This is a genomic window from Azotosporobacter soli, assembly GCF_030542965.1.
Classification (GTDB): domain Bacteria; phylum Bacillota; class Negativicutes; order SG130; family SG130; genus Azotosporobacter; species Azotosporobacter soli.
Map to the genome: position 1 here is coordinate 1 of NZ_JAUAOA010000005.1, position 21,413 is coordinate 21,413.

Consider the following 21,413-nt stretch of genomic DNA (forward strand, 5'->3'; position numbering starts at 1 on the left):
CACAGAGTAGTCTGGTAAGGCCCCTTGTAGATCACAAGGTTGATAGGCCAGGTGTGGAAGTTCAGTAATGAATGGAGCTGACTGGTACTAATAGGCCGAGGGCTTGACTTAATGCAAGCTCGCACTCACTTGAGTGCAAGTGATGAAACCACTTGTTTGTAAATCTTTCTTCTATAAAGTTTTCAGGGAATATATTCTTCGGAAATGTTCACCTGTAAATTGACAATTGAGATGAAACTTCAGTTGCAAGGCGCGTCGAGCACCAGAGCGAAGGCGTAGCGGAAGCTACGTTGAGCGAGGAGCGCAGACAGCAACGCAGCAAATGAAGGATTCAGCGCAATTGGTATCCGGTGATGATGGCTGTGGGGTCCCACCTGTTCCCATACCGAACACAGCAGTTAAGCCCACATACGCCGAAAGTACTTGGCTGGAAGCGGCCTGGGAGGATAGGGAGTCGCCGGTTTTATTCCTCGGTAGCTCAGTTGGTAGAGCAATCGGCTGTTAACCGATCGGTCGTAGGTTCGAGTCCTACCCGGGGAGCCATTTTTAAAGAAATCCGTTGCTGGACAAACAGCTGCGGATTTTTCTTTTATATTGCTAGACTTCACAGTCTGAGGTAAAATAGAAGAAAGTTCATTACGTACTTTTTTTCACTTATGGAGGAGACTATGGTTCGTTTGGCAATATGTTTTGGCAGTGCCTGCCACTTAAAAGGTTCGTATGCGGTTCTGGAAGCTTTCCAAGGATTGTTTGAGAAGTATAATTTAAAAAGAAAAATCGATTTAGAAGGCGCTTTTTGTAATAGTCATTGCACTGAAGGCGTTGTAATCAAAATTAATGATGAGGTTATCACTCATGTTAGTAGAGAAAAAGTGTACGGTATCTTTTGCGAAAAGATTTTGGGAGAAAACGCATGCAAATCATAAAAACACAAAAAGTTAATTGTCGTGATTGCCATCGATGCGTACGCTCCTGTCCGGTAAAGGCAATAGGCATAAACGGCGGGCAGGCTAGGGTTATCGATGAACGTTGCATCTTATGCGGTCGTTGCGTTGTCGAATGCCCGCAAAAAGCAAAAACTGTGTTGGATGAGCGCGAAAAAATTCATCAGGCAATGGCTGCCGGCAAGAAGGTGGTCATAAGTTTAGCACCATCATTTGCCGCCAACTTTGATTTTGTTGATTTTACAGACTTTAAGAAAGAGTTGCTGCAACTTGGTTTTTCTGACGTGTTTGAAACGGCAGTGGGTGCTGATATTGTTGCGCAATCGTATCGTAATATGGTCGAAAAGAGGACTCGTCCAGTTATTTCTGCTTGTTGCCCCATTGTCGTAAAGTTAATTTGCAATTATTACCCGGAACTTGTTAGTTCACTTGCTCCCGTCGTATCGCCGATGATTGCGCATGCGAAGCTACTGCGTGAGCAACAGGGGGAGGATATTTTTATTGTCTTCGCAGGGCCCTGTATCGGCAAAATTGATGAAGCACAAAGTATTTCAGGTACGGTTGATGCTGTAATTACTTTTGAGCGTTTAAAAGAATGGATGCTTCAAATTACGCCTAACCTAATAAAGCAATCAATACTATTAGAGCATGATAAGAGTTCCGCCCGTACCTTTCCGCTTCCGGGAGGTATTTTGCAGACCATGGGTTATCGTGATGATAGCCAGTTTATCGCTGTCGACGGGATTGAAAATGTTATGGCTGTTTTAAGTAGTATGTCTAACGGTGAAATCGAACCTGCATTCATTGAAATGCTTGCCTGTAGCGGGGGCTGCGTCGGCGGGCCGGTCAATAGCAACAAACAATGTTGGCCAATAAAGAAAGGCAAAGTGAATGAATTTATTGCAGCCAGAGAACAGACTGGCTATTCGAACTCCCAAATGAATTTATCCGCTGAAAATTTTTCTCGCACTCATACTGCGGCTACACTTGATAGTCCTATGCCAAAAGAATCTGAAATTAGGGCTATTTTGCAGCGTTGCGGCAAAAATGCGTTAGAAGATCAAAAAAATTGCGGTGCCTGCGGTTATAATTCCTGTCGTGAAAAAGCGATCGCCGTCTTTCAAGGCTTAGCAGAAACGGATATGTGCGTTCCTTATATGCGTTCAAAGGCAGAATCATTAGCGAATATGGTGGTCGAAAATTCGCCGAATGCAATTATTGTTGTAGATGAATCCATGCTGGTTCAAGAGGCTAACCCTACCGCATATCGGATGTTTACTGGAAATATGTTTGAAAAGGGTGATTCCTTACTGCGCGTATTTGACTGCACGGATATCGTCAAAGCCATCCAATTAGAACAACGTATTATCGGTAAACGTGTAGAATATACAGAATATGGTTTAGTTGCAGAACAGACCGTGGTGCCATTAAAGGAACATGGCTTTGTACTGGTCGTATTCGCCGACGTTACAGAACAAGAAAAGCGTGACCGTGAATGGGAACGGATGAAGTTTGAAACGATGGAAAAGGCAACTGAAATTATCAACCGGCAGATGAAAGTAGCACAGGAAATAGCTGGCTTGCTGGGAGAAACAACCGCGGAAACGAAGGCGGCACTGCTAGAATTGACTTGGCTGCTGCGCGGCAAGGAGGATATATGAAACCCGCGTTACATGCTGAGATTAGTGTAGCTCAATTGTCTAAGCATGGGGAAGAACTATGTGGCGATAAGGTAGAAATTATCCGTAACGAAAAGCATACGATTATTGCCCTCTCGGACGGTCTGGGCAGTGGCGTTAAAGCGAATATTCTTTCGACGCTCACGACAAAAATTGCATCTTCAATGCTCAAACGCGGTATTCCGCTGAGCGATGTCGTTGATACGATTGCGGAAACATTGCCGGTTTGCCGTGAACGAAAAATTGCCTATTCTACACTGCAAATCATCAAAATTGCTGCTGATGGATGGACAACACTGGTGGAGTTTGATTCCCCGCCGGTTTTTTTGTTGCGTAAAGGCCGCTTGGGCGCGTTGCCGATTGTAGAGAAGGAAATTTCCGGCAAGTTATTTCGCCAAGCCAGCCTGCAGCTGCGCGAAGATGACATGTTGATTGCGGTTACCGATGGAATCATACATGCAGGAATTGGTGCGATTTTAAAATTAGGTTGGGGCGAGGCAGGCGTTGCTCAACAACTGGAGGAAGAGTGGCGTCCGGATATTACGACTGAGACGATTTGTAATCGAATCATAACATGTGCTGAAGGTTTTTATGCTGGACAACCGGGCGATGATTCAACGGTGGTGGCGCTTAAGGTTCGGCGTCCTAAGGAACTGATTCTCCTTACCGGTCCGCCGAGTGATTCCCAATATGATGAACGAATTGTAAAACGCTTTCTTAGTTTTGAGGGGAGTAAAGTCATTGCAGGAGGCACTACGGCAAATATTGTAAGCCGTGTGCTGCAAAAACCGCTGATCGTCGATTATACCTGTCATAACCGCGACATTCCGCCGACAGCAGTATTGGAAGGCATCGATCTGGTGACAGAAGGGATTTTGACGTTAAATGCGGCGACGGAAAAATTGTTAAGCGGGAAAAAAATCGGTATAGATCTCGACGGTGCAACAAGATTGGCACAACAATTACTCAATGCCGACCGCATAACGATTCTTGCCGGTGGTGCGATCAATTCGGCGCATCAAAATCCGGCGTTTCCTATGCCGATTAATATTAAAGGTCAGGTTTTAGGGAAATTACAAGCCTGTTTACAACAATATGGAAAACAAATTACAATAGAATGGCTATAGGAACGCATTTTGTATACAAAAACATTTTTATTTGTTATAGTTGTAAAAGGTTTTAATTACATGGTTGGAGGAAGTAGTTATGTTGCAAATGACTGAGGTTATTAAAATTCGTCGGAAAGTTTTGCTGGAACTTGCCCGACTAACTTGGGAAGGCTCACTTTCCCAAAATATTTCTGAAATTGCTGACACAATCGTTACATCGGATGGACCGCGTTATCGTTGTTGCGTGCATAAAGAACGCGCGGTATTAAAAGATAGAATCAAATTGGGGTTGGCGCAGCCGCTCGATGTTACCATTGCCGAAGCGGCTGAAGCAGCATTGAAGGGAACGATCGCCGATATGCCGATCGTTAATATTATGCCGGAAGCATGTGATCAATGTCCGATCGATAAATTCTTGGTAACCAATGCCTGCCGTAATTGCGTGGCGCACAATTGTATTGCCAGCTGTCCGAAAAACGCAATTACAGTTGTGCAAAATCAAGCTTATATCGATAAAAGCCGTTGTATCGAGTGCGGTCTCTGCAAAAAATCGTGTCTATATGGTGCAATCGTTGAAATCAGTCGTCCCTGCGAACGTGCTTGTGAACTAGGGGCGATCAAGTCCGATAAGGAGCGGCGGGCTGCCATCGATTACGATAAATGCGTTCAATGCGGCGGCTGTAAGGCTGCGTGTCCGTTTGGCGCAATCAATGAGCAATCGTATATCGTTCAAGTTATTCAGGCTATCAAAAGTAAACGTCCGGTATATGCAATGCTGGCGCCGGCTTTTATCAGCCAATTAGGCATTAAGGTCAAACCATTCCAAGTGTTTGCCGCGCTGAAGAGCATTGGTTTTACTGATGTGAGTGAAGTCGCTCTGGGAGCGGACGTGGTGACTTTAGCCGAAGCGGAAGAGTTCTTGCATGCGGTACCGGGGCAGCAATCCTATATGACGACCTCTTGCTGTCCAGCGTTTGTTGATATGGTTGGCAAGCATCTGCCAGAGAGTCGTGCTAATGTTTCGACGACTCCGTCGCCGATGGTCGTAATGGGCCAAATGATCAAGGAACAGCATCCGGATGCTGTCGTCGTATTTGTCGGACCTTGTATAGCTAAAAAAGCAGAAGCGCGCAAAAATAAAGAGTACATCGATTATGTCTTGACCTTTGAAGAACTGGCAACTATGTTGGCTAATATCAATTTAACCGCTTTTGCTGAAGAACAAACACAGTCTGAAGGCTCGCAGACCGGCATCTTGTTTGCAAGAGCTGGCGGCGTTTCCGGTGCAGTGGTAAAAGTGTTGCAGGAAAAAGAACAATTAGATAAATTAAAAGCTGTTCGTGCTGAGGGACTTGAAGAGTGTTATAAAATGCTCAAAGAAATCGGTGAAGGAAAGAGAGACGCCAATTTCATGGAAGGTATGGCGTGCACCGGTGGCTGTGTCGGCGGACCAGGCGTATTGGCTGACAGCCGTGTCAGTGGAAAAATGGTTGAAAATTTTGCCGTGCAAAACGCTCTGGCAGACACCGCACCTGAGAACGAAAAAGCGGTTCAGCGGCACGAGGTACTTAAACATAAATAACTTGGGCGTATTGCCTGGCGAACCTACGTAGAATATGATAAAATACCTAGTGACTCGTTATACAATACAATGCAGCTGTCTATGGAAAGGGGAACGTAGCGTAATGTCTGGACATTCTAAGTGGGCGAATATTAAACATCGCAAAGGGCGCGTCGATGCATTAAGGGCAAGAATTACGACAAAAATAGGTCGCGAAATCACAGTAGCGGTAAAAATGGGCGGTGCGGATCCAGCTGGTAATATGCGATTGAAACTCGTCTTGCAAAAAGCGAAAGAAAACAATGTGCCTAAAGACAATATTCAACGTGCGATTCAACGCGGCAGCGGAGCCGGTGATGGATCAAATTATGAAGAGCTTACTTATGAGGGCTATGGACCTGGCGGTGTTGCCGTTATGGTCGAAGTCTTAACGGATAACCGCAATCGTACCGCGGCAGATGTTCGTCATCTCTTTTCTAAATATGGCGGAAATTTAGGTGAAACCGGTTGCGTCGGCTGGATGTTTAAAAAGCAAGGCATCTTTTTAGTTTCGGCAGATGGGGAAATGGACGAAGATGAATTGATGTTGTTGGCGATTGAAGCAGGTGCCGATGATTTTAAAACCGAAGATGACGAATACGAGATTATTTGTTCACCGGAAGCTTTTGAAAAAGTGCAAATGGTGCTCGAGGAAAATAATTTGAACCTTAACATGGCGCGAATTGCGATGCTATCTGATACTACCGTGGCGCTAGCGGAAGAGGATGGCCAGAAAATGATCCGAATGCTCGATGCACTGGAAGATCATGATGATGTACAGGAAGTGTATTCAAATTTTGATTTTCCGGATGAAGAGTAATTCGATAAAAATAGAGGGGGCGATCCCCCTCTATTTTGCTGTTCGACAGGATAACTTGCAGCGGTGGCGAATATTATTCGTTTGATGGTGTACTAGCATCCATAATATTGTACCAACGGGAGGAAACTGATGATTGCATATCTACGAGGACGGGTGTCTCATTTATTTTTGGACGCCTGTTTCATTGATGTAAATGGAATAGGTTATCGGGTATTCATTTCTGATTTTACGCGCAGGACGATTCATGTTGGTACGGAATTAGAATTGCTCACTTATCTGCAAGTTAGGGAAGACGCCATGATACTGTTCGGTTTTTGTTCGCAAGATGAATATGATATGTTTCATCTATTGACTAGTATTAACGGCATCGGACCCAAAGGCGCAATGGGAATCTTGTCTGCCTCTGAACCTAAAGGGCTCAGCCTGGCAATCAGCCAAAAGAACATTGCTTGGTTGACAAAACTACCTGGTGTAGGCAAAAAAACAGCCGAACGCCTGATCGTCGAACTGTTTGACAAGGTGTCGCTACCGGAAAATGATGTAACAGATGAAATGTTCGTTGATCTTTCGCCAGCCGGCGAAGGCGCTGCCGCTGTCAAAGCCGAGGCGACAAAGGCTCTCCTTGCTCTTGGCTATGTACAGTCGGAAATCATTCCGGTATTACGCAAACTGGATGCGAAATCATTGCGTGTAGAAGAACTGATCAAGGTGAGTTTGCGCGAACTAAGCAAGAGGTGAATAAATGATGACGGACGAACGAATCATACATGTTGATGAACAGGATACCGATAGCTGGGAATATAGTTTGCGGCCAAAACGCCTGCAGGAATATATCGGACAAGATCAAGCGAAAAATAATTTGTCTATTTTCATTCAGGCGGCATTGTCACGAGAAGAGGCGTTGGATCATGTTTTGTTGTATGGGCCGCCGGGGCTTGGAAAAACAACGTTGGCTGGAATTATTGCCGGTGAACTCGGAGCGAATTTACGAATTACATCGGGGCCGGCAATCGAGCGGGCCGGTGATCTGGCTGCCATATTGACAAGCCTTGGAGAGAAAGACGTGCTGTTTATTGACGAAATCCATCGATTGTCGCGCAATGTAGAAGAAATATTATATTCGGCGATGGAAGATTATGCGTTGGATATTATGATTGGAAAGGGGCCCAGTGCGCGGGCGATACGTCTTGACTTACCTCCGTTTACGCTGGTTGGTGCGACCACGCGCGCCGGTTCATTGGCATCGCCGCTTCGCGATCGGTTCGGCGTAATTTGCCGTTTGGAGTACTACCAAACAGAACAGCTGGTGCATATCGTCAACCGTGCGGCACAAATTCTCGGCATTGCGATTGAAGAGCACGGTGCGCTTGAAATCGCGCGTCGTTCGCGCGGTACGCCGCGCGTTGCCAATCGCTTGTTGAAGCGGGTACGAGACTATGTACAAATCAAAGGCAGCGGTGTTATTACGGCGGAACTGGCCGATAAAGCATTGGCAATGCTGGAGGTGGATCACTGTGGTCTTGATCGCAGCGACCGAATCTTGCTTGAAACGATCATTGTAAAATTCCGCGGCGGACCGGTCGGTTTGGACACGCTGGCGGCAGCAATCAGTGAAGAATCGGAAACGATTGAAGATGTATATGAACCTTTTTTGATTCAACTCGGATTTTTGCAACGGACACCGCGCGGCCGGATTGCGTCGCCAGCCGCCTATGCTCATTTAGGAATACCGTATCCGCTGGACGAACAGGGCGGCTATTTATAAGGAGGACGAATGCAATGAAAGTATTGCTGCATGTTTGCTGCGGCCCTTGCGCAATTTACCCGCTGGAATGGTTGCGCAGCGCCGGACATGAAGTGACCGGCGTATTTTACAACCCTAATATCCATCCGTTCAAGGAATTTGCCCGACGTTTTGAAACGGCTGTGCAGTGGGCCAAGGGAGTTGAACTTTCACTTATGTTAGATGATGCATATGGGTTGGAAGAATTTATCACGCTGGTCAAAGAGGATCTAAAAATGCCGAAACGTTGCGCCCATTGCTATCGGATTCGTTTGCGTAATGTGGCCCAGAAGGCGAAGACCGGCGGTTATGATGCATTTTCGACATCGCTATTGGTCAGTCCGTATCAACAGCATGAATTGATACGTGAAATTGCCGAGGAAGTTGCGACGGAAACCGGCGTTGCTTTTTTATATCATGATTATCGCGAAGGCTGGAAACGCGGCGTCGAGCAGAGCCGCGAACTGGAATTGTACCGTCAGCCGTACTGCGGTTGCATTTTCAGCGAACAGGATCGTTATTACAAAGGGGCCGGCCGGCTGTTGGCCCATGTTTGAGTCGCCGGGAAAGACGCTGATCGTTATTGGCTTTGTTTGCTTGATTTTAGGGCTTCTTTTACAGTTCGGAGGTAAATGGATACCGTTTGGGCGACTGCCGGGCGATATTTTACTGCAACGCGAAAGCGGTTCGTTTTATTTTCCGCTGACAAGCTGCATTATTGCCAGCGTGATTCTCAGCATCATTCTATTTTTTATAAATCGACGCTGAAAAGGGGCTGAAACGTGTGCGACTGATTTTACGCCGCTCTTTACGAATACTTTGCCTGACGATACTATGCGTTGCTACCCTTTTTATAACGCCGGCCGCTGCGGCCGAACAAATGATTCGTGTTGGTCTGGCTGCAGGTCAGAACAACGTGACATTCACGTCAGAAGGATCGTTGGAAGTGTTGGAGCAATTCACTGGCAAAACGGTTCTGAAATTGTCCGCGAATCAATCGCTAGCGGTTGCGTTTGATCCGAAAGGCCAGCTGCTTTTAAACGGCAAAGTGATTGAAACGACAGCTTTACGCCTACGTACCAATACAGAATCGATGATAGCGCTGAACCGTCAGCGCTACCGAGGTGAGATCGAACTCCTGCCAAAGAAAGGCGGACGCGTCTCATTGACTATCGTCAATGTTCTGCCGATGGAGCAATATTTGTATGGAATCATAGCACGCGAAATATCGCCTGATTGGGCGCGTGAAGCAGTTAAGGCGCAGGCTGTTGCCGCGCGGACGTATGCGCTTTACAGCCTGAACAAGCATGGTAAAGATGGTTACGATGTTTGTTCAGGCACTGATTGTCAGGTATATGGAGGCCGTAATGCCGAATCGGCAAGCGGCAATGCCGCGGTAGATGCGACTCGAGGAGAAGTGATGCTGTATAATGGCCGGCCGATTGCCGCGTATTTTCACAGCAGCTCCGGCGGCTATACGGAAAGCAGCGACAATGTTTGGGGCGGCAATTCCCCCTACATTAAAGGCGTGCTTGATTTTGACCAAGAATCGCCATATTACAGCTGGGATAAACAAGTTTCCAGCAGCGTGCTAGAAGGGAAGCTCAAGAAAGCGGGCTATTCGATCGGACGTTTGAGTGGCATTGAATTATCGGTGTTGCCGGACAAGCGTCCGCTCCCAGACCGTACATCGGCGGATCGGGCGCCGTCGGGCCGCGTAAAAGCATTGACTTTGATCAGTGAGAGCGGTCGCAAAGAAATCAGCGGTAATCAGCTGCGCAGCATTCTGGGCTTGAATAGCACGCTGTTTGACATTACAATAATAGAGACTCGCGGCAATGGAAAACCGGACGCTGCGGCTAAAGCGGGAGCGCTGCATCGTTTGACGCCCGGAGCGGAGCAGATGGTGCGGTTCAATGGCTACGGCTGGGGACACGGTTTGGGAATGTCGCAGTGGGGAGCCAAAGCAATGGCTGAAAAAGCGCCTTTAGGCGACGGCAAATATTATCAAACAATATTGCGCCATTACTATTCGGGAATTGAAATACGAAAAACATATTAAGGGAAGAAAGGTTCTACAATTAGCCATGAAATTATCGGAGTTTGACTATTATCTGCCGGAACGACTGATCGCGCAGCTGCCATGTGAACCACGCGATCACTCGAAATTATTGTGCGTACAACGAAGCGATGACGAATTTTCGCATCAACGCTTTTACCAAATGATTGACCATTTGCGGCCGAACGACATTTTGGTATTCAATGATACCAAAGTGCTCCCTGCGCGTTTGTACGGCATAAAACAGGATACCGGAGCAAAAATTGAAATTTTGCTGCTGAAACGTTTGAATGGAAACGATTGGGAATGCCTGGCTAAGCCGGGCAAAAAACTGCGTCATGGCGCTGTTGTTTCATTTAGCGATGAACTGCAGGGTGAAATCATAGCTCATACTGAATTTGGCGGACGGATTATCCGTTTTTGCTATGAGGGAATTTTTGAAGAAATCATCGAACGCATCGGCCATATGCCGCTGCCGCCGTATATTCATGAACGCTTAGAGGATAAAAATCGTTATCAAACCGTTTATGCCAAGCATAGTGGCGCTGCAGCCGCTCCGACTGCCGGACTGCATTTTACGCCGGAGTTATTGCGGCGTATCGATGAAAAAGGCGTGCAACGTGCATTCGTGACGCTACATGTCGGGTTGGGAACATTTCGCCCAGTTGAAGTGGAAGATGTGCTAGAGCATACGATGCATAGTGAATTTTACTCGATTCCGCAGGAAACGGTTGACGCAATTGCACGGGCCAAAGCAAACGGCGGGAGGGTAATTGCGGTCGGCACGACGGCGATTCGCACGCTGGAAACGGCAGGAGCGAGTGGCAAGATTGTTGCCGGCTCCGGCTGGACCGATATTTTTATTTATCCTGGCTATCAGTTTCGCGTCGTGGAAGGAATGGTTACCAATTTCCATCTGCCGAAATCAACTCTTTTGCTGTTGATCAGCGCATTTGCCGGAAAAGAAAAAATCATGCGCGCATATGAAGAGGCGATTCAAAGTGAATACCGCTTTTTCAGTTTTGGAGACGCCATGCTTATTTTGTAAAAGAAAAAGGAAGTGAATCAATGGCTGCAATACGCTATGAGTTAGAAAAACAATGTTCAATCACCGGTGCGCGCGCCGGTAAAATCCACACGCCGCATGGCACGTTTGAGACTCCGATTTTCATGCCGGTTGGAACGCAGGCCACCGTGAAGACGGTAGCGCCGGAAGAGCTCAAAACCATGGGTGCCGGCATTATTTTGAGCAATACCTATCATTTATTTTTGCGTCCGGGACACAACCTGATAAAAGAAGCCGGAGGGCTACATTCTTTTATGAACTGGGACCGTGCTATTTTGACCGACAGCGGCGGATTTCAAGTGTTCAGTCTGGGGCCGCTTAGAAAAATCAGCGAAGAGGGGGTCGCTTTTCGTTCGCATATTGACGGTTCCAAACAGTTTTTGTCGCCGGAAATAGCGATGGAAATTCAGATGGCATTAGGTTCTGATATTGCGATGGCATTCGATGAATGCGTCCCCTATCCAGCTGACCACCAATATGCAAAGCAGTCGACCGAACGGACAACGCGCTGGGCAGAACGTTGTAAAATCGCTAACAAACGCACTGCAGACCAAGGTGTGTTCGGCATCATTCAAGGCGGCATGTATAAGGATCTACGGGATATGAGCGTGCGTGATCTTGTTTCATTGGATTTTCCTGGATATGCGGTCGGCGGTCTGAGCGTCGGCGAGCCGAAACCTTTAATGTATGAAATGCTTGAGCATACGGTACATCAATTGCCAGCTCGCAAACCACGCTATCTGATGGGCGTAGGCACGCCGGACTGTCTGGTTGAAGGCGTCATGCACGGCATCGACATGTTTGACTGCGTGTTTCCGACCCGCGTGGCAAGAAACGGCACTGTCATGACGCGGCAGGGACGTCTGGTCGTACGCAATGCGGCATATGAACGGGATTTTCGTCCGATTGAGGAAAATTGCGATTGCTATACCTGTCGCAATTATACACGTGCGTATCTGCGCCACCTATTTAAAGCGGATGAAATTTTCGGACTCCGTCTGGCAACAATCCATAACTTGCATTTTCTGATTTCATTTATGCGTGACATGCGACAGTCAATCATGGAAAATCGCTTCGTAGCGTTCCGCGAAGAATTTTTAGCGGGCTATAGCCCAAAAGATAAAGGATTTATGTAGAGTGTGTGGAATATATTATAAATTGGAGTTTTATTTTAGCATGGGGAGGTGAATAGATATGGAAAATTTGATGTCACCGGAAAACATACAGGTATTGGCAGGGTACGGCCCGATCATCCTAATGGCATTGGTCTTTTATTTTTTGCTTTGGAGACCACAAAAGAAACAGCAGCAGCAACGCAATGAAATGCTGGCCAGTCTAAAAAAAGGGGATCGTGTCATCACTACAGGAGGAATTTTCGGCACAATCAACGTAATCACACCGAAAACCATTACGCTAAAGATTGCCGAGAGAGTCGAAATCGAGGTGCTGCGCAGCGCCATTCATGGTCTGCAAAACGCTGATGAAAAATAAGTTTTCGCTTGATGAAAAATCACAGTTGCGTCGATGTTTGCTTTTGGAACGAAAAGCGATGATTGCTATGGAGAAAGAAAAGGGCAGTGAAAAAATCAGCCAGCAGCTTGTCTCTTGGCCATTCTTTACACAGGCTAAGAGCCTGCTGCTGTATCTGGCAATGGATTCCGAACCGAGTATTGATGTGGTAATGCAAGCGGCTTTTGCACGGGGTAAACAGGTAGCTGTACCGCAAATACTGCCAGGGGAAGGTCTGATGACAGCTGTAAGCTGGCAGCCAACGCTGACGCTTGAGCAGGGACGTTTTGGAATCCGACAGGTTTTTGCTGCTGATCGTAAACCGGTTTCAGAGGCTGAAATTGATCTGGTTATAGTGCCCTGTTTGGCGTTGGATAGAAAAGGATATCGTCTCGGCATGGGCGGCGGTTACTACGACCGCTTTCTGCCAAAATTTCCTGGGACTGCGGTATTTGTAGGCGTTTGTTGGCAACGACAGTTGCAGACGGCATTGCCGGTGGAGGAACACGATCAGCGACTTCATTATGTCTTGACGGAAGAAGAATTTTTTAAGGTTGTTGTGCAAGATGGAAATTAAAATTGGCATAGCTAAAACCAATAAATACGCCGTAGCTATCAGCGGCGACAGTGTGGAAGTGACCGAGCGACCGCAAGGGGGCGTATCGGTGATCTTAGCGGACGGACAAGGGAGTGGGCGAAGCGCGCAACTGGCTAGCCGCATGGTTGTTGCCAAGGCGGCGGTCCTGATTGCCGAAGGCGTACGTGACGGCGCAGTAGCTAGGACAGTGCATGATTATCTGTATATGTTCAAAGATGGGAAAGTTTCGGCAACCTTAACATTGATGAGTGTTGATTTGGATTCGCAAACGTTGGTGTTTTGCCGGAATTCTAATTGTCCGGTTATCATAAAACAGAATCACGGCATTGACGTATACGATGAAGAGGTTGCCTCTATTGGCGTGCACAAAAGGATGAAGCCGTTAACTGTCCAATTGCCGCTCGAAGAAGGGCTCATCGCGGTCACTTATACGGATGGGATACAACATTCCGGGCGGCGGCGCGGCAATGAAATAACGCAAACGCAGCTCTTGAAACTGATTGAAAAAACGAAAGCGGAAGATGTGGATGCGTTAGCGCAAGCTATTCTTGACCAAGCATTGTTACTCGATCAGAATATGCCCGGTGATGATATGACGGTCGTTGTCGTTGGAATTTGCCAAAAAGAGCGGCAAGATTTATCGGTACGGCGCATGGTATTTTCATTGCCTTGCTAAAGGAGCGCAGGAATATGTTATGAATATAGTCGTTGTTGGTGTATGTGCTTCAGGTAAGTCAACTTTAGTCAAAGCATTGAATGAGATTGGTTTTTCTGCTTATCACATCACGCAAGAACATTCGTGCATTCCACGCTTATGGCGCAAAAGAAATCCTGACCTGGTCATCTTTCTCAGTGCGTCGTTGGCTACGATACGTCAGCGCAGAAAGATAGCTTGGGGGGATGAAACGTTCCGCACCCAACAGATTAGGCTAGGCGATGCTAAACAATATGCCGACTTGGTAATCGAAACGGATCCATTATCGCCCGCTGAAGTATTGACGCATGTCCTATCATTTTTAAATAAGCATAATCGAAACGGAGGAGAAAAGTTTGAAGTGGAATAGCTTATCCAAATTTATTCTGGCGGCTGTCGTAATTATTGGAATTTCGGCTTATTATATGCAGCCGTTGGCATTATCCATCAAGCAGGGGCTTGATTTACAAGGTGGAACGCATGTTGTTCTCGAAGCGGTGGATACACCGGAAGCAAAAGTTAATGAAGATGCTGTCGCGCGGGTTGTAAAGATTATTGAACAGCGCGTTAATGAATTAGGTCTAACCGAACCGATTATTCAACGCCAAGGTGAACGCCGCATCATTGTCGAGTTGCCGGGAATCAAAGATCCTGAAAAAGCAATTGACATGTTGGGCAAAACAGCTATGTTGGAGTTTGCCGATGAAAAGGGTGCCATTGTTCTGACAGGTACTGATTTAAAGGATGCACGCGCGCAAATAGACTCTACTAAGAGCGGCAATGTGGTCGCGTTGGAGTTTTCTGATGAGGGAACCAAGAAATTTGCTGATTTGACTTTGAAAAATGTCGGCAAACATATCAGTATTTTGCTGGATAAAAAAATTCTGACCAGTCCGGTCGTAAATGAACCGATCACCGGCGGCAAAGCCGTAATCACCGGTAGCCGCACGTTGGACGAAGCGCAAAACTTGGCTATTCTGCTGCGTTCCGGCTCACTGCCGGTTAAAGTGGAGGTTATGGAAGTACGTACCGTAGGTCCTACATTGGGACAGGATTCGAAAGAGAAGAGTGAAAAAGCTTTTACGATTGGCATTGTTGCGATTGTCGTATTCATGCTGCTGTTTTACCGTATGTCCGGTATTGTTGCCAATATTGCGTTGCTAGTCTACGTATTGTTACTGCTCCTTACCTTGAAAATGCTGCAGGCGACGATGACGTTGCCCGGAATTGCAGGCATCATCTTGTCAATGGGGGTTGCCGTTGACGCTAATGTTCTAATCTTTGAAAGGTTCAAAGAAGAATACCGCAGCGGCAAGACACTTCGTGCAGCTGTCGATGCCGGTTTTTCTCGCGCTTTCAACACCATTCTTGACTCCAATGTGTCAATTATGATTACTGCGGCTGTATTGTTCCTTCTAGGAACGGGCCCAATCAGAGGATTTGCTTTGACGTTAGGACTCGGCGTTATCTTGAGCATGTTTACAGCAATTACCGTTAGTCGATTCCTGCTTAAACTGCTGATGCGTTCGAACATTACCAATAACGGCAAATTCTTTGGCGCGTAGGGGGAGATTGAAATGAAATTTGATATTATAGGAAAACGCTACTGGTGGTTTTTACTTTCGGCGCTGATTGTTATCCCGGGCCTGATTTCTATTTTTACGCAAGGATTCAATCTGGGCATCGATTTTACTGGCGGCACAATCATTGATTTGAAATTTGCTCGTCCGGTTACGGTTGCTGAAGTTCGAACTGTTTTGACGGAATACGAAATGGGAAATAGTACGATTCAACTTGCAGCCACGGATAATGCGGAAGCGGCGCAAAATGTTTTTATTCGTACGCATGTGCTTTCCAATGCAGAAAGCCAGACGCTGTTTGCCGGCATGGAAAAGAAATTAGGCAAGTTTGATGTACAGCGCAGCGAAAAAGTCGGCGCCGTAATTGGTTCAGAACTGACGAAACAGGCCGTTTTAAATCTGTCAATCGTCTGTTTGTTGCTAATTGCCTATATTTCATACCGATTTGAACATCAAATTGCAATTTCGGCCATTTTGGCGATTCTGCATGATGTTCTGGTTGTATTGGGGATTTTTTCGCTGTTGCATAAAGAACTCGACGCTTCTTTTGTTGCGGCAATCCTGACGATCATCGGTTATTCAATGAATGAAGCGATCGTAGTCTTTGACCGAATCCGAGAAAATTTAAGAACGCATCGTAAGACAGAACCGTTTGCCGATCTCGTTAACCGCAGTATTGCGCAAACCTATACCCGTTCGATTTATACGTTGCTGACAGTCTTGTTTGCATGCCTGTCGTTGCATTTTTTTGGCGGCGAAACGACAAAGAACTTTTCGTTGGCAATGATTATCGGTTTTGTTAGCGGCGCTTACTCTGCCATTTTTAATGCCAGCCCGATCTGGGTGACATGGCGTGAATACAGCGAGAAAAAGCGACTTGCAGCGAGACAAGGCTAATTAGTTCAGAAAAGAGGCCGGTATGCCGGCCTCTTTTTTTGAGTGTAAAAACAGATTTACCAATATAGCCATTTTGTAAATAAATACTATATGCCGGTTGGCAGGATTTATCCGGGAAAACCAGAACAATATCTGTAGTGTTCTTATCAAGCAAAATATAAAGGTGGAGTGTTTAACATTATGATGAAATTTAAAGACAAAATTCGCGTAGTTATGGATTTCCCTGAAAAAGGAATCCGTTTCAAAGATATCACAACCTTGTTGAAAGACGGCACGATGTTTCATGATGCGATTGACGAAATGGCTAAACCTTTTCATGAAAAAAATATTGATCTGGTTGTTGGCCCAGAAGCGCGTGGTTTTGTCATCGGCACACCGGTGGCTTACGCCTTGAAAGCCGGTTTCATCCCCGTGCGTAAACCGGGCAAACTACCGGCAGAAACGTTACATTACGAATATAGCCTTGAATACGGCAAAGATGCGCTAGAAGTCCATAAGGACGCTATTGAACCGGGGCAGCGAGTCTTGATTGTCGACGATCTACTCGCTACCGGCGGTACAATGAAAGCAACCGTTGCAATGGTCGAACAGTTAGGCGGCATTGTTGTCGGACTGGCTTTTCTTATTGAATTAGAATATCTAAACGGCCGTAAGGCGTTGCAAAATTATCCGATTTTTTCTTTGCTGAAGTATTAAACAGAGGATGCAATGGATGTTGTTGTGGGGTGTTCTTAATGCAAGTTGACGCAGACGTTAAAATTGAAGATATCGTCAAACAAATTCAAACTTATCAGCCCGACGCACCAATTGATTTGGTGCGTCAGGCCTTTTCCTATTCCCGCGCTGCTCACACCGGACAAACACGAGCTTCCGGTGAAGAATACATTTTTCATCCATTGGGTGTGGCTAAAATCTTGGCCGAACTTCAGATCGACGCAATGACAATCAGTGCGTCACTATTGCATGACGTGGTAGAAGATACCGTGGTTAGCCTTGATGACTTAGAAAAAATATTCGGCAAGGAAATTGCCATGTTAGTCGATGGGGTTACAAAATTAAATCGCATCGAATACAAATCAAAAGAAGAACAGCAATTGGAAAATTATCGCAAAATGTTCTTGGCTATGGCCAAGGATATCCGCGTCGTTTTGATTAAGTTGGCTGATCGTCTGCATAACATGCGCACGTTAAAGCATGTTCCGGAACATAAACAACGCCGTATCGCCAGTGAAACGCTTGAGATATTTGCGCCGCTTGCACATCGTCTTGGGATGTCGACCGTAAAATGGGAGTTGGAAGATTTAGCTTTTCGTTATCTTGAACCGGAAAAATATTATGAATTAGTCGAAAAGGTCAAGCAAAAACGTCGTGAAAGGGAGCAAATGATTACCGAAGCGGTGCGGATCCTTTCGGAACGACTGGCAGAAGTCGGAATTCAGGCTGAGATTCAAGGCCGACCAAAACATTTTTACAGTATTTATAAAAAGATGATCAAAGGAAATAAAGACCTCAGTGAAATTTATGATTTGTCCGCAATTCGCATTATGGTTGAAAATGTGAAGGACTGTTATGGCGCGCTGGGGATGGTTCATACATTGTGGAAACCTTTGCCGCTTAGGTTTAAAGATTATATTGCCATGCCAAAGTCAAATCTTTATCAATCGTTGCACACTACTGTAATCGGAGTTGAAGGTCAACCCCTTGAAATCCAGATCCGTACGGCGGAAATGCATCGCATTGCCGAATGCGGCATCGCGGCGCATTGGCGCTACAAAGAAGGCGGCAAAGGCGGCAGCAAAGATTTTGACCAAAAATTGTCTTGGCTGCGTCAACTTTTAGAATGGCAACAGGATTTGCGTGATCCGCGTGAATTCATGGAAACCGTCAAACTGGATGTCTTTGCAGATGAAGTGTTCGTCTTTACGCCACGCGGCGACGTAGTTGATTTGCCCGCTGGATCTGTTCCGATCGATTTTGCGTATCGAATTCATACCGACGTCGGCCACCGTTGCATCGGGGCGAGAATTAACGGTAAGATGGTTCCGCTTGAACACAAGCTGACTAATGGCGACATCGTTGAAATTATCACGACGAAACATGGCAATGGGCCCAGTCGAGACTGGCTCAATATAGCCGGTTCTTCCGACACGCGCAATAAGATTCGTCAATGGTTCAAAAAAGAAAAACGCGATGAAAATATACTCAAAGGACGCGAAGGTCTTGAAAGAGAAAGTAAGAAGCTCGGTTATGACCTAAAGGAACTCCTTAAGAGCGACCGATTGATGGAAGTAGCGAAAAAATTCAATATTGCCAGCAACGAAGACTTACTCGCTGCGATTGGTTATGGCGGCGTTGCTCCACACGGTGTTCTTACGAAACTGGTCGAGTCTTATAAGAAAGATCATCATCAGACTGCCGATAAGCCGACCGTGTCGCAGCTTTTATCGCAATTGAAACCGCGTGGTACGCGCGTCAAAGGGAATAACGGTATTTTGGTCGAAGGCGAAGCCGGTTTGATGGTTCGCCTGGCTCGATGCTGTAATCCGTTGCCGGGAGATATCATTGTTGGTTATATTACCCGTGGGCGCGGAGTCTCAGTGCATCGGGCGGATTGTCCCAATCTGGCTGTAAATCCGGAAGAGTATGAACGTATGATCCAGGTTTCCTGGGACGGTGCTGGTGATAATTTGTACCGCGTAACGATGGAAATTACGGCACTTGATCGAACAAATCTAGTCACCGATGTGATGGCAATCCTATCGGAAACAAAAACAAAAATTTATTCAATCAATGCTCAGTTGATGAAAGACAGTAAAGCCATCATCAGCATTACTGTAGAAATCGGCGATTTAAGTCATTTGGAAAATGTTATGACCAAAATTCGTCGCGTCAAGGATGTTTACACTGTTTATCGAGCAAATCCAATGTCAGGAGCTTGAAAAAATGCGTGCAGTAGTTCAACGCACCACGTCATCTAGCGTCTGGGTAGAAGGCCAATGCATTTCAGAAATCAAAGAGGGGCTAACTGTGTTGCTCGGTGTATCCAGGGGCGACACAGAGGCCGACGCGCTTTATTTGGCTGATAAAATTACACAGCTACGTATTTTTAGCGATACCGCTGGCAAAATGAATCGGTCTATTTTAGATGAAAGCGGCGAATTACTCGTAATATCGCAATTCACGCTATTGGCTGATTGTCGCAAGGGCCGTCGTCCTAGCTTTGATCAGTCTGCACCGCCGCAAGAAGCGGTGGCTCTCTATGATTTTTTTGTTTCAGCTTGTCGTGAGCGCGGTTTGACTGTTAAAACTGGAAAATTTCAAGCTGAAATGCTCATACGTCTTGAGAATCATGGCCCGGTCACAATATTACTGGATAGTTCTCGCTTATTCTAACAAAACATGTAAGGAGAAATCATATGCAAGCCATTATGCTGCAAGTCGGTGCCTTGGGCACGAATTGTTATATTTTGTACTGTGAAAAAACTTTGCAGGCGGCAGTTATCGATCCTGGCGGCGATGCCGCTGAAATCATGAACGAAATCGGTCGGCGCAATCTGACGGTTGCCTATATTTTGAATACGCACGGACACGCAGATCATATCGGTGCCAATGATGAGATCAAAGCACGAACCAATGCACCAATATGCATCCATGAAGCCGATGCGGCGATGCTGACGAGCGCACAGAAAAATCTCTCATTGTATATCGGTCAGCAAATTAGCGGCAATCAGGCAGATCGTCTGCTTGCGGACGGCGATCTGATCGAATTGGGTGAAATCAAGCTCACGGTTGTGCATACGCCTGGACATACGCCGGGGGGGATTTGTTTTGTCGGTGAAGATTTCGTCTTCAGCGGCGACACTTTATTTGCGCAATCAGTCGGAAGAACGGATTTTCCCGGCGGTTCGCACGTTCAGCTTGTTAACAGCATTAAGAACAAGCTAATGGCGCTTCCCGATGCGATGCAAGTTTTTCCAGGGCATGGTCCGGCAACGACAATTGGCGAAGAACGTACAATGAACCCTTTTATTCAATAAAAGGGGGGAGGACTTTGCTTATGGTGAAAAATTATACGGATTTGTGGAAATGGTTTTTAGGGGCAATAGGAATCTACTTTGCTAGTCAGTTAACGACTATTTATATCCCCATCATGTTGGCAATTGTAATTGCTTTCATCCTAAATCCTTTCGTAAACTGGTTGTGTGAAATTTTCCCGCTCATTGGAAGGGGGAGCTCGGTACTCTTGGCATTCCTATGCATGCTGCTTGTTTTTTCAGGCATTGGAATGTTCGTACTGATACCGTTCATACACGAATTTGACAATTTTATGATCAACGTGCCCATTCTGCTAACAAAAATTCAGACGGCGCTGGAAGCTTTGCAACACAACACTTGGGGTATGCCTTGGAATGTCAATTTGATGCTGGATCGTATGCTCGATAGTGTTACATCCTTATCGACAGAAGCGGCGCGCAATATCCTCAACACACTGGTTGGCATGGCTAGCCGCATCATTGAATTGATTGTCGTTCCCGTACTTACCTTCTATTTTTTACGCGATGGTAGATTGCTACGGGATAAGTTTATTAATCTATATTCCATTGAAAAACGCCCAAAAGTACAAACCGTTCTGGCGGAATTTGCCAAAGTAATCAGTGGCTACATACATGGACAAGCATGGATCAGTAGCATTATCGGCCTGCTTGTTTTTGCGGGAATGTATCTGTTAGGTGTTGATTATCCAATGGTTTGGGGATTATTGGCCACTTGCACGGAAATGATTCCCATCATTGGTCCGATTATAGGTGCAATTCCAGCCATCATCTTGGCTTATCTTGTCTCACCGTCATTGGCAGTTAAAGTCATTGTTTTTTACATTGTGATTCATCAACTTGAAAATCATATCATCGTACCGAATGTTATGGGACATGTAATCGAGCTGCATCCGGTATTAGTCATCATTAGTCTCTTGATAGGCGGTAAATTGCTTGGCATCATGGGAATGATCATCGCGGTTCCGGCCGCGGCCCTGTTAAAAGTTCTTTTACAGCAATTTGGGTTAACAGAAAGATAGG

At 46.1% G+C, this 21,413-nt stretch carries 23 protein-coding genes, 1 tRNA gene and 2 rRNA genes; all 26 read left to right on the forward strand.

Going from position 1 to position 21,413, the window contains the following annotated elements:
* A 23S ribosomal RNA gene (locus tag QTL79_RS06425) occupies positions 1-111 on the forward strand; the annotation flags it as partial.
* Positions 112-346: 235 nt separating this feature from the next.
* Positions 347-463, forward strand: a 5S ribosomal RNA gene (rrf, locus tag QTL79_RS06430).
* Positions 464-467: 4 nt separating this feature from the next.
* Positions 468-543: transfer RNA gene (locus tag QTL79_RS06435), tRNA-Asn, on the forward strand.
* Positions 544-656: 113 nt separating this feature from the next.
* On the forward strand, positions 657-926 hold the full coding sequence (locus tag QTL79_RS06440; RefSeq protein ID WP_346354140.1) for an NAD(P)H-dependent oxidoreductase subunit E: 270 nt from the start codon (positions 657-659) through the stop codon (positions 924-926).
* Positions 914-2,605 carry a [Fe-Fe] hydrogenase large subunit C-terminal domain-containing protein gene (locus tag QTL79_RS06445; RefSeq protein ID WP_346354141.1) on the forward strand — a complete coding sequence of 564 codons (1,692 nt, stop codon included), beginning with the start codon at positions 914-916 and terminating at the stop codon, positions 2,603-2,605. The genes QTL79_RS06440 and QTL79_RS06445 overlap by 13 nt, the downstream gene beginning before the upstream one ends.
* Complete coding sequence (locus tag QTL79_RS06450) at positions 2,602-3,750, forward strand: SpoIIE family protein phosphatase (protein ID WP_346354142.1); 1,149 nt, start codon at positions 2,602-2,604, stop codon at positions 3,748-3,750. The genes QTL79_RS06445 and QTL79_RS06450 overlap by 4 nt, the downstream gene beginning before the upstream one ends.
* Positions 3,751-3,829: 79 nt before the next feature.
* Positions 3,830-5,314: a 4Fe-4S dicluster domain-containing protein gene (locus QTL79_RS06455; RefSeq protein ID WP_346354143.1), complete on the forward strand. Its 1,485-nt coding sequence runs from the start codon at positions 3,830-3,832 to the stop codon at positions 5,312-5,314.
* 103 nt (positions 5,315-5,417) lie between these two features.
* Positions 5,418-6,152 carry a YebC/PmpR family DNA-binding transcriptional regulator gene (locus QTL79_RS06460; RefSeq protein ID WP_346354144.1) on the forward strand — a complete coding sequence of 245 codons (735 nt, stop codon included), beginning with the start codon at positions 5,418-5,420 and terminating at the stop codon, positions 6,150-6,152.
* A 129-nt stretch (positions 6,153-6,281) separates the two neighbouring features.
* Positions 6,282-6,890: a Holliday junction branch migration protein RuvA gene (gene ruvA / locus QTL79_RS06465; RefSeq protein ID WP_346354145.1), complete on the forward strand. Its 609-nt coding sequence runs from the start codon at positions 6,282-6,284 to the stop codon at positions 6,888-6,890.
* A 7-nt stretch (positions 6,891-6,897) separates the two neighbouring features.
* Positions 6,898-7,917, forward strand: coding sequence for a Holliday junction branch migration DNA helicase RuvB (ruvB, locus tag QTL79_RS06470; protein WP_428845465.1), 1,020 nt, complete (start codon positions 6,898-6,900; stop codon positions 7,915-7,917).
* 14 nt (positions 7,918-7,931) lie between these two features.
* A complete protein-coding gene (locus QTL79_RS06475) occupies positions 7,932-8,492 on the forward strand; it encodes an epoxyqueuosine reductase QueH (protein ID WP_346354147.1) in 561 nt (186 codons plus the stop codon).
* On the forward strand, positions 8,485-8,703 hold the full coding sequence (locus QTL79_RS06480) for a DUF2905 domain-containing protein (protein ID WP_346354148.1): 219 nt from the start codon (positions 8,485-8,487) through the stop codon (positions 8,701-8,703). The genes QTL79_RS06475 and QTL79_RS06480 overlap by 8 nt, the downstream gene beginning before the upstream one ends.
* 16 nt (positions 8,704-8,719) lie before the next feature.
* Positions 8,720-9,997 carry a SpoIID/LytB domain-containing protein gene (locus QTL79_RS06485; protein WP_346354149.1) on the forward strand — a complete coding sequence of 426 codons (1,278 nt, stop codon included), beginning with the start codon at positions 8,720-8,722 and terminating at the stop codon, positions 9,995-9,997.
* Positions 9,998-10,022: 25 nt separating this feature from the next.
* Complete coding sequence (gene queA / locus QTL79_RS06490) at positions 10,023-11,042, forward strand: tRNA preQ1(34) S-adenosylmethionine ribosyltransferase-isomerase QueA (RefSeq protein WP_346354150.1); 1,020 nt, start codon at positions 10,023-10,025, stop codon at positions 11,040-11,042.
* 20 nt (positions 11,043-11,062) lie between these two features.
* Positions 11,063-12,196: a tRNA guanosine(34) transglycosylase Tgt gene (tgt, locus tag QTL79_RS06495; RefSeq protein ID WP_346354151.1), complete on the forward strand. Its 1,134-nt coding sequence runs from the start codon at positions 11,063-11,065 to the stop codon at positions 12,194-12,196.
* A gap of 58 nt (positions 12,197-12,254) precedes the next feature.
* Positions 12,255-12,551 carry a preprotein translocase subunit YajC gene (gene yajC / locus QTL79_RS06500; RefSeq protein ID WP_346354152.1) on the forward strand — a complete coding sequence of 99 codons (297 nt, stop codon included), beginning with the start codon at positions 12,255-12,257 and terminating at the stop codon, positions 12,549-12,551.
* Entirely contained in the window at positions 12,523-13,146 is a 624-nt protein-coding gene (locus QTL79_RS06505) for a 5-formyltetrahydrofolate cyclo-ligase (RefSeq protein WP_346354153.1), read from the forward strand. Before yajC ends, QTL79_RS06505 begins: the two co-directional genes overlap by 29 nt.
* Positions 13,136-13,843, forward strand: coding sequence for a PP2C family protein-serine/threonine phosphatase (locus tag QTL79_RS06510; protein ID WP_346354154.1), 708 nt, complete (start codon positions 13,136-13,138; stop codon positions 13,841-13,843). Before QTL79_RS06505 ends, QTL79_RS06510 begins: the two co-directional genes overlap by 11 nt.
* A 19-nt stretch (positions 13,844-13,862) precedes the next feature.
* Positions 13,863-14,231, forward strand: coding sequence for a nucleoside/nucleotide kinase family protein (locus QTL79_RS06515; RefSeq protein ID WP_346354155.1), 369 nt, complete (start codon positions 13,863-13,865; stop codon positions 14,229-14,231).
* Positions 14,218-15,426 (forward strand): protein translocase subunit SecD, encoded by a 1,209-nt coding sequence (gene secD, locus QTL79_RS06520; protein ID WP_346354156.1) that lies wholly within the window; start codon positions 14,218-14,220, stop codon positions 15,424-15,426. The genes QTL79_RS06515 and secD overlap by 14 nt, the downstream gene beginning before the upstream one ends.
* A 12-nt stretch (positions 15,427-15,438) precedes the next feature.
* Positions 15,439-16,338: a protein translocase subunit SecF gene (gene secF, locus QTL79_RS06525; protein WP_346354157.1), complete on the forward strand. Its 900-nt coding sequence runs from the start codon at positions 15,439-15,441 to the stop codon at positions 16,336-16,338.
* 180 nt (positions 16,339-16,518) lie between these two features.
* Positions 16,519-17,034, forward strand: a complete 516-nt coding sequence (locus QTL79_RS06530; RefSeq protein ID WP_346354158.1) for an adenine phosphoribosyltransferase — start codon at positions 16,519-16,521, stop codon at positions 17,032-17,034.
* Positions 17,035-17,072: 38 nt separating this feature from the next.
* Positions 17,073-19,277: a RelA/SpoT family protein gene (locus QTL79_RS06535; RefSeq protein ID WP_346354159.1), complete on the forward strand. Its 2,205-nt coding sequence runs from the start codon at positions 17,073-17,075 to the stop codon at positions 19,275-19,277.
* A gap of 4 nt (positions 19,278-19,281) precedes the next feature.
* Complete coding sequence (dtd, locus tag QTL79_RS06540; RefSeq protein WP_346354160.1) at positions 19,282-19,731, forward strand: D-aminoacyl-tRNA deacylase; 450 nt, start codon at positions 19,282-19,284, stop codon at positions 19,729-19,731.
* 23 nt (positions 19,732-19,754) lie between these two features.
* Positions 19,755-20,375, forward strand: a complete 621-nt coding sequence (locus QTL79_RS06545; RefSeq protein ID WP_346354161.1) for an MBL fold metallo-hydrolase — start codon at positions 19,755-19,757, stop codon at positions 20,373-20,375.
* Between the two features lie 20 nt (positions 20,376-20,395).
* Positions 20,396-21,412: an AI-2E family transporter gene (locus tag QTL79_RS06550; protein WP_346354162.1), complete on the forward strand. Its 1,017-nt coding sequence runs from the start codon at positions 20,396-20,398 to the stop codon at positions 21,410-21,412.
* The last annotated feature ends 1 nt before the right edge of the window (position 21,413 follow it).

Coding starts and splice junctions, on each gene's coding strand:
- QTL79_RS06440 (WP_346354140.1), top strand. CDS start 657: ATGGAGGAGACTATGGTTCGTTTGGCAATATGTTTTGGCAGTGCCTGC.
- QTL79_RS06445 (WP_346354141.1), top strand. CDS start 914: ATGCAAATCATAAAAACACAAAAAGTTAATTGTCGTGATTGCCATCGA.
- QTL79_RS06450 (WP_346354142.1), top strand. CDS start 2,602: ATGAAACCCGCGTTACATGCTGAGATTAGTGTAGCTCAATTGTCTAAG.
- QTL79_RS06455 (WP_346354143.1), top strand. CDS start 3,830: ATGTTGCAAATGACTGAGGTTATTAAAATTCGTCGGAAAGTTTTGCTG.
- QTL79_RS06460 (WP_346354144.1), top strand. CDS start 5,418: ATGTCTGGACATTCTAAGTGGGCGAATATTAAACATCGCAAAGGGCGC.
- ruvA (WP_346354145.1), top strand. CDS start 6,282: ATGATTGCATATCTACGAGGACGGGTGTCTCATTTATTTTTGGACGCC.
- ruvB (WP_428845465.1), top strand. CDS start 6,898: ATGACGGACGAACGAATCATACATGTTGATGAACAGGATACCGATAGC.
- QTL79_RS06475 (WP_346354147.1), top strand. CDS start 7,932: ATGAAAGTATTGCTGCATGTTTGCTGCGGCCCTTGCGCAATTTACCCG.
- QTL79_RS06480 (WP_346354148.1), top strand. CDS start 8,485: ATGTTTGAGTCGCCGGGAAAGACGCTGATCGTTATTGGCTTTGTTTGC.
- queA (WP_346354150.1), top strand. CDS start 10,023: ATGAAATTATCGGAGTTTGACTATTATCTGCCGGAACGACTGATCGCG.
- tgt (WP_346354151.1), top strand. CDS start 11,063: ATGGCTGCAATACGCTATGAGTTAGAAAAACAATGTTCAATCACCGGT.
- yajC (WP_346354152.1), top strand. CDS start 12,255: ATGGAAAATTTGATGTCACCGGAAAACATACAGGTATTGGCAGGGTAC.
- QTL79_RS06505 (WP_346354153.1), top strand. CDS start 12,523: ATGGTCTGCAAAACGCTGATGAAAAATAAGTTTTCGCTTGATGAAAAA.
- QTL79_RS06510 (WP_346354154.1), top strand. CDS start 13,136: ATGGAAATTAAAATTGGCATAGCTAAAACCAATAAATACGCCGTAGCT.
- QTL79_RS06515 (WP_346354155.1), top strand. CDS start 13,863: ATGAATATAGTCGTTGTTGGTGTATGTGCTTCAGGTAAGTCAACTTTA.
- secF (WP_346354157.1), top strand. CDS start 15,439: ATGAAATTTGATATTATAGGAAAACGCTACTGGTGGTTTTTACTTTCG.
- QTL79_RS06530 (WP_346354158.1), top strand. CDS start 16,519: ATGATGAAATTTAAAGACAAAATTCGCGTAGTTATGGATTTCCCTGAA.
- QTL79_RS06535 (WP_346354159.1), top strand. CDS start 17,073: ATGCAAGTTGACGCAGACGTTAAAATTGAAGATATCGTCAAACAAATT.
- dtd (WP_346354160.1), top strand. CDS start 19,282: ATGCGTGCAGTAGTTCAACGCACCACGTCATCTAGCGTCTGGGTAGAA.
- QTL79_RS06545 (WP_346354161.1), top strand. CDS start 19,755: ATGCAAGCCATTATGCTGCAAGTCGGTGCCTTGGGCACGAATTGTTAT.
- QTL79_RS06550 (WP_346354162.1), top strand. CDS start 20,396: ATGGTGAAAAATTATACGGATTTGTGGAAATGGTTTTTAGGGGCAATA.